Annotated in this window: 5 protein-coding genes; 1 reads left to right on the top strand and 4 read right to left on the bottom strand. The window is 61.6% G+C overall.

Annotated elements, in window-relative coordinates; genetic code table 11:
* Window positions 1-14: 14 nt before the first annotated feature.
* The 4 genes from ING15_RS19090 to ING15_RS19075 all read right to left on the bottom strand — a co-directional run bounded on the left by ING15_RS19090 (window position 15) and on the right by ING15_RS19075 (window position 4820).
* A complete protein-coding gene (locus ING15_RS19090) occupies window positions 15-929 on the bottom strand; it encodes a methionyl-tRNA formyltransferase (RefSeq protein ID WP_206456430.1) in 915 nt (304 codons plus the stop codon).
* A gap of 42 nt (window positions 930-971) precedes the next feature.
* Window positions 972-2246, bottom strand: a complete 1275-nt coding sequence (gene frc / locus ING15_RS19085) for a formyl-CoA transferase (protein WP_206456429.1) — start codon at window positions 2244-2246, stop codon at window positions 972-974.
* A gap of 41 nt (window positions 2247-2287) precedes the next feature.
* Window positions 2288-4033, bottom strand: coding sequence for an oxalyl-CoA decarboxylase (gene oxc, locus ING15_RS19080; RefSeq protein WP_206456428.1), 1746 nt, complete (start codon window positions 4031-4033; stop codon window positions 2288-2290).
* A gap of 70 nt (window positions 4034-4103) precedes the next feature.
* On the bottom strand, window positions 4104-4820 hold the full coding sequence (locus ING15_RS19075; protein ID WP_332873866.1) for a GntR family transcriptional regulator: 717 nt from the start codon (window positions 4818-4820) through the stop codon (window positions 4104-4106).
* A 277-nt stretch (window positions 4821-5097) separates the two neighbouring features.
* Here ING15_RS19075 and ING15_RS19070 point away from each other — a divergent pair, with 277 nt between their 5' ends.
* A complete protein-coding gene (locus ING15_RS19070) occupies window positions 5098-5640 on the top strand; it encodes a hydrolase (RefSeq protein ID WP_206456426.1) in 543 nt (180 codons plus the stop codon).
* Window positions 5641-5785 lie beyond the last annotated feature (145 nt).

Here is a 5785-nt window from a genome sequence, read left to right as displayed (position 1 = left end):
AATCTTTTCCCGATTCATGATCCGAGGATGTCGCCAGCGGAAAGGCCTGCCGAAGCGGCCCAGTCAGCCGCCGGCTGTTTGTCTCCGCCCGCAGGACGAACGCGTTTGACGATGATGCGGCCGCCGTTGCCCTGAACGGTCACGCCTTCCGAAGAGACCGCGATGACCTGCCCCGCCGTGCCGTCGCCGTCGGCGCGGGCCGAGTCATAGATCTGCACGGTCTCGCCCTTGTGGGTCGTCCAGGCGCCAGGCGCGGGGTTGGCCGCGCGGATGATGTTGTACTGGTCGGCGACCGGTTTCGACCAGTCGATTTCCGCATCCGCCTTCCTGAACCAGCTTTCGTAAGAGCCGGCATCAAGGCGCTGATCGTGCTTGAGGATCACGCCGGCCTTCACCAAGTCCAAGCTCTCCATCATGGCATCGACGCCCATCGGGAAAAGCTTCTTGAAGTAGACGTCGCCCAAGCTTTCGTCCGGTCCGATCGCGCAGGTTTTCTGCAACAGGATCGGACCCTCGTCGAGACCGTCGTCCGGCCAGAAGATGGTGAGGCCCGTCTGCTCCCTGCCCATGGCAATGGGCCAATTGATCGAGCTCGGCCCGCGATGATGGGGGCACAGCGACGGATGATACTGGAAGGTGCCGAATTTCGGCGCGTCCCGCACCGCCTCCGGCACGAACAGCAGCACATAGGCCATCATGCAGACGTCGGCGTCGAAGGACTTCATCAACTCCAGCGCCTCCGGGGTCTTCCACGACGCCGGCTGGTGCAGCGGCAGGCCCTTTTCGCGCGCCAGAACCGCCAGAGGATCCTCCGGCTTGCCTTCCTTGGTGGGGGCGGTGCAGACCGCGACGACATCTTCGCCGCGCTCCAGCAACCGTTCCAGAACGGCCTTGCCAAAGGCTTGTTGGCCGTGAACTACGATACGCATATTTCCTCCCTGAACGGCACGACGTTTATCGCCACATCCGTCCTATTCCGCTGCTTCCGCCTTGACGTCGCCTACGGCGCCCGAACCGATGACTCGGTTCAGTTCGTCGCCCCGATAGCCAAGAACATTCGACAGGATTTCCGCCGTGTGTTCACCCAGTAGCGGCGAGCGGCGCACCTCCGCCGGGCTGTCAGATAGCTTCACGGGGCAGCCGACGCTGAGATATTCGCCGCGCTCGGGATGATCGACGCGGACCATCGTTCCGGTGGCGTAAAGCCCTTCGTCCTCGGCGATTTCCTTCATCGAAAGGATCGGCCCGACAGGGATGTCCAGCGGGTTGCAGATGTCCATGACTTCGAACTTGGTCTTGGTCTTGGTCCATTCCTCGATGGTCGAGAAGATCTCGTTGAGCTTGTCGAGCCGCTCCGGCGGCTTGGCATAGCCTGCCTGGGTCTTCCATTCCGGCTTGTCGATGACGTCGCAAACCTTCTCCCATGCCGCGGCCTGGATAATGAAATAGGTGTAGGCGTTCGGATCCTGTTCCCAGCCCTTGCATTTGAGAATGCGCCCCGGCTGGCCCCCGCCGGAATCGTTGCCGGCGCGCGGCGTCGCGTCGCCGAACGGAATACCCTCGCCATATTGCGAATATTCCTTGAGCGGTCCGTGCTGCAGCCGCTGCTGATCGCGCAGCTTGACCCGTGCAAGATTGAGAACCGAATCCTGCATGGCGCAGGAGACCTTCTGGCCCCGCCCCGTCTTCTCGCGCTGGAACAGGGCAGTCACGATACCGAGACACAAATGCAGCCCGGTGCCGGAATCACCGATCTGCGCGCCGGTCACCAACGGTGGGCCATCGAGGAAGCCGGTTGTCGAGGCCGAACCACCGGCGCATTGCGCGACGTTCTCGTAAACCTTGCAGTCGGCGTATTTGCCCGGACCAAACCCCTTGATCGACGCCATGATGATGCGCGGGTTGATTTGCTGGATCCGCTCCCAGGAAAAGCCCATTCGATCAAGCGCGCCGGGTGCGAAATTTTCAACCAGAACGTCGCATTCCTCGATCAGCCGGGTCAGCACTTCTTTGCCGGTGGCGTTCTTGGAATCCAGCTCGATTGACCGCTTGTTGTGGTTGAGCATGGTGAAATAGAGGCTGTCGGCACCCGGCACGTCGACCAGCTGCTTGCGCGTCGCATCCCCCACGCCCGGCCGCTCCACCTTGATCACGTCGGCCCCGAACCAGGCCAGCAGCTGCGTGCAGGTCGGTCCCGACTGGACGTGGGTGAAATCCAGGATCTTGATGCCTTCCAGTGCCTTCATGGCGGGTACCTGCTGTTCTGAGTTCAATCGGCGGTGTGGCGTTATTTCTTGGCCACGACGCTTTGCGGGTTGAGATTGCCGATGCGACCGCTCTCGGTGCCGGCCTGCTCGTCGATCACCGCGTTGATGAGGGTCGGCTTGCCGGAATCCATGGCTTCGTTCACGGCGCGACGGAGCTCATCGGGAGATGTGACGTGTGCGCCGGCCCCGCCAAACGCTTCCATCATCTTGTCGTAACGAGCGCCTTTGACGAAGACCATGGGCGCGACATCGGGGCCGCCGGTGGGATTGACGTCGGTCCCGCGATAGATGCCGTTGTTGTTGAAAATCACGATGCAGACCGGCAGATTGTACCGGCAGATCGTCTCGACCTCCATGCCGGAGAAGCCGAAGGCGCTGTCGCCCTCGACCGCCAGTACCGGCTGACCGGTCTCGATGGCCGCCGCGATAGCGCTGCCCATACCGACGCCCATGACACCCCAGGTGCCGACATCGAGACGCTTACGGGGTTTGTACATGTCGATGATCGACCGGGCGAAATCCAGGGTATTGGCGCCCTCATTGACGAGGATCGCGTCGGGACGCTCCTTGATGACCGTCTTGAGAACACCGAGCGCGCCATGAAAATCCATCGGCGAATTGTTGTTCATCAGCCGCGGCGCCATCTTGGCGACATTCGCCTCGACCTTCTCCCGGATCATGTCGGTCCAGCCGGCGGGCGGCGTCTGCCAATTGCCCCCCATGCCGTCGAGCAGCGCCGAAACACACGACCCGATATCGCCAACCAGCGGGGCCGCGATCTCGACATTGCTGTCCATTTCCTTCGGCTCGATATCGATCTGGATGAACTTCTTCGGCTCGGAGCCCCACTGCTTGCCCTTGCCGTGCGACAGCAGCCAGTTCAGGCGCGCGCCGATCATCATGACGACGTCGGCTTCCTTGAGCACCAGCGAGCGCGCCGCGCCCGCTGACTGCGGATGATTGTCGGGCAGGAGCCCCTTGGCCATGCTCATCGGCAGATAGGGGATGCCGCTCCTTTCCACCAGCGCGCGAATCTCGTCGTCCGCCTGCGCATAGGACGCGCCCTTGCCGAGGATGATAAGCGGCTTCTTCGCCCCCTTCAGAACCTCCAGTGCGCGGGCAACCGCGTCCGGCGCCGGCAACTGTTTCGGCGCCGGATCGATAACCTTGACGAGCGACTTGCTGCCAGCAGCGGCGTCCATCACCTGGCCGAAGAGCTTCGCGGGCAGATCGAGATAGACGCCACCGGGACGCCCGGAAACCGCCGCGCGAATGGCCCGTGCGACGCCGATCCCGATATCCTGAGCGTGCAGGATACGATAGGCGGCCTTGCAAAGCGGCTTGGCAATGGCAAGCTGGTCCATCTCCTCATAATCGCCCTGCTGGAGATCGACGATCTCCCGCTCGGACGATCCCGAGATGAGGATCATCGGCCAGCAATTGGTAGTGGCATGCGCCAGGGCCGTCAGGCCATTCAGAAAGCCGGGCGCCGAAACCGTCAGGCAGATACCGGGCCTTTGCGTCAGATAGCCGGCGATGGCCGCTGCATTGCCCGCGTGCTGCTCGTGCCGGAACGAGATGACACGCATACCCTCGGCCTGCGCAAGACGGGCGAAGTCGGAAATGGGGATACCCGGGACGCCATAGATCGTCTTGATGTCGTTGAGCTTCAGCGCGTCGATGATCAGGTGAAACCCGTCCGTCAACTCCTGCTGAGCGTCGGCTTCAGCGGCATTGGCATCAACGCTCTGCGCTACTGCTGACATTCTGTTTCCTCCCGGAAGACTTTGCTTGGACGACCTTGCGGCCGATTGCGTCAATGGCATGCGAAGTCGGTCAGCCGGCTACGATGCGTTTACGGTTCAATGATTCAATTCGGACCCAGGTGGCGCGCACATGATCATGCAACTTCATCGTGTGCTCGCGCACCAGGCGGCTGGCGACATCGGCATCGCGCGCCTCCAGCGCCTCGACGATCTCCATGTGGTCGACGACCGAGCGCGTGGCGCGATCGCTTTCACCCATCGCCCGCCGGCGCACGGCATGCATATGCTGGAATAGTCCGTCCGCCGTCGATTTCAGCAGCGCACAGCCGGACAACTCCAGAATGCGCTGGTGAAACACGATATTGGCTTCCGAATATTCCTCGATATCGGCGCGCGCCGCATGAGTACTGTGCTTCATCGCGAATTTGCGCAAGGATCCGAGCTCGACGACAGACGCCTGCTCCGCAGCAAGCCGGGCCGCCATACTTTCCAACGCTGCCCAGGTGACGATCATCTCCAGCACTTCGTTCATGGACTTGCGTTTGACAAAGACCCCTTTGCGCGGAAGGATTTCCACAAATCCCTCTTGTGCCAATCGCGCCAAGGCTTCGCGAATGGGCGTGCGCGATATTCCCAACTGCCCGGCGATGGTGCGCTCATCGAGACGCAGATCGGCCCCGTCGTCGTAGATATTCATGTCAAGGATGGCGTCGCGGAGCACGTCGTAGGTGTGATCCTTCAGCGTGAAGTTGACGGCGATCGGCGTTAGCTTGCTGGTAATCGACACAGTTCCGAACGCCTCCCCCGCTTCGCACCCGGCACCTGTCGAAGCGGTTCGAGCCGCTTGCGTGTGCCTTATGTGGTATACCATACATCGGAGCATCGCCGCGTCAATGGGCAATTTGCGAATTGCTGCCCGAATGGAGAAAACCAATGATTACAAGGGTTATGCACGCTTGATTGACTGATCTCCCCGTCATTCCCTTGACGGTATGTGGCGTTTGGCATACCAGTTGACAGACATTTGTTGGCGGTTTCCCCCATCGAAAGGGAGGACAGAATGCATGTTGATCAGAGCTAAGGATTCCGCTCTCGTCGTTATCGACATGCAGGAGCGGCTGGTGCCGGCCATGTTGGCGCCAGCGCGAACCTTGAAGAATGCCGCGCTGCTGATCGAGGCTGCGCGCGAAGTGGGTGTCCCGGTCTTGTTGACAGAGCAATACCCGGCGGGGCTGGGCCATACGATGGCGGAGGTCGCGTCCGTCGCGGCAGGCTGCCCTATCTTCGAGAAAGTGCATTTTTCCTGCATGGAAGACAGCGCGTTTTCGGCGGCCCTGACCGCTCTTGGACGGCAGCAGATCATCCTGGCGGGAATGGAAGCGCATATCTGCGTCGTGCAGACGGCCGCTAGCCTGTTGGAGGCGGGATACCAGGTCTTCGTCGCGTCGGACGCGACAGCATCGCGATCGGCCGAGAGTGAACACGCCTGCCTGCAAAGGCTCGGCGCGGCCGGCGTCGGAATCGTGACAAGTGAAATGGTCGTCTTCGAATGGCTCGGCAAAGCCGGAACGCCGTCATTCAAGAAGATGCTGCCCAGAATCAAATAGCCAACCACCACCATCCGGGGGGATTTCCCAGACATGAACATCCACGAATATCAGGCCAAGGAAGTGCTGAAGGGCTACGGGGCGCCGGTTGCGGCGGGCATGGCGATCACGGAGGCCGCGCAGGCCGAGGCTGCAGCGCGCGAAC

The sequence above is a fragment of the Aurantimonas marina genome, from assembly GCF_017183135.1.
GTDB classification, from domain to species: Bacteria; Pseudomonadota; Alphaproteobacteria; order Rhizobiales; family Rhizobiaceae; genus Aurantimonas; species Aurantimonas marina.
This window is presented reverse-complemented; position numbering and strand designations above follow the sequence as displayed.

Coding starts and splice junctions, on each gene's coding strand:
- ING15_RS19090 (WP_206456430.1), bottom strand. CDS start 929: ATGCGTATCGTAGTTCACGGCCAACAAGCCTTTGGCAAGGCCGTTCTG.
- oxc (WP_206456428.1), bottom strand. CDS start 4,033: ATGTCAGCAGTAGCGCAGAGCGTTGATGCCAATGCCGCTGAAGCCGAC.
- frc (WP_206456429.1), bottom strand. CDS start 2,246: ATGAAGGCACTGGAAGGCATCAAGATCCTGGATTTCACCCACGTCCAG.
- ING15_RS19070 (WP_206456426.1), top strand. CDS start 5,098: ATGTTGATCAGAGCTAAGGATTCCGCTCTCGTCGTTATCGACATGCAG.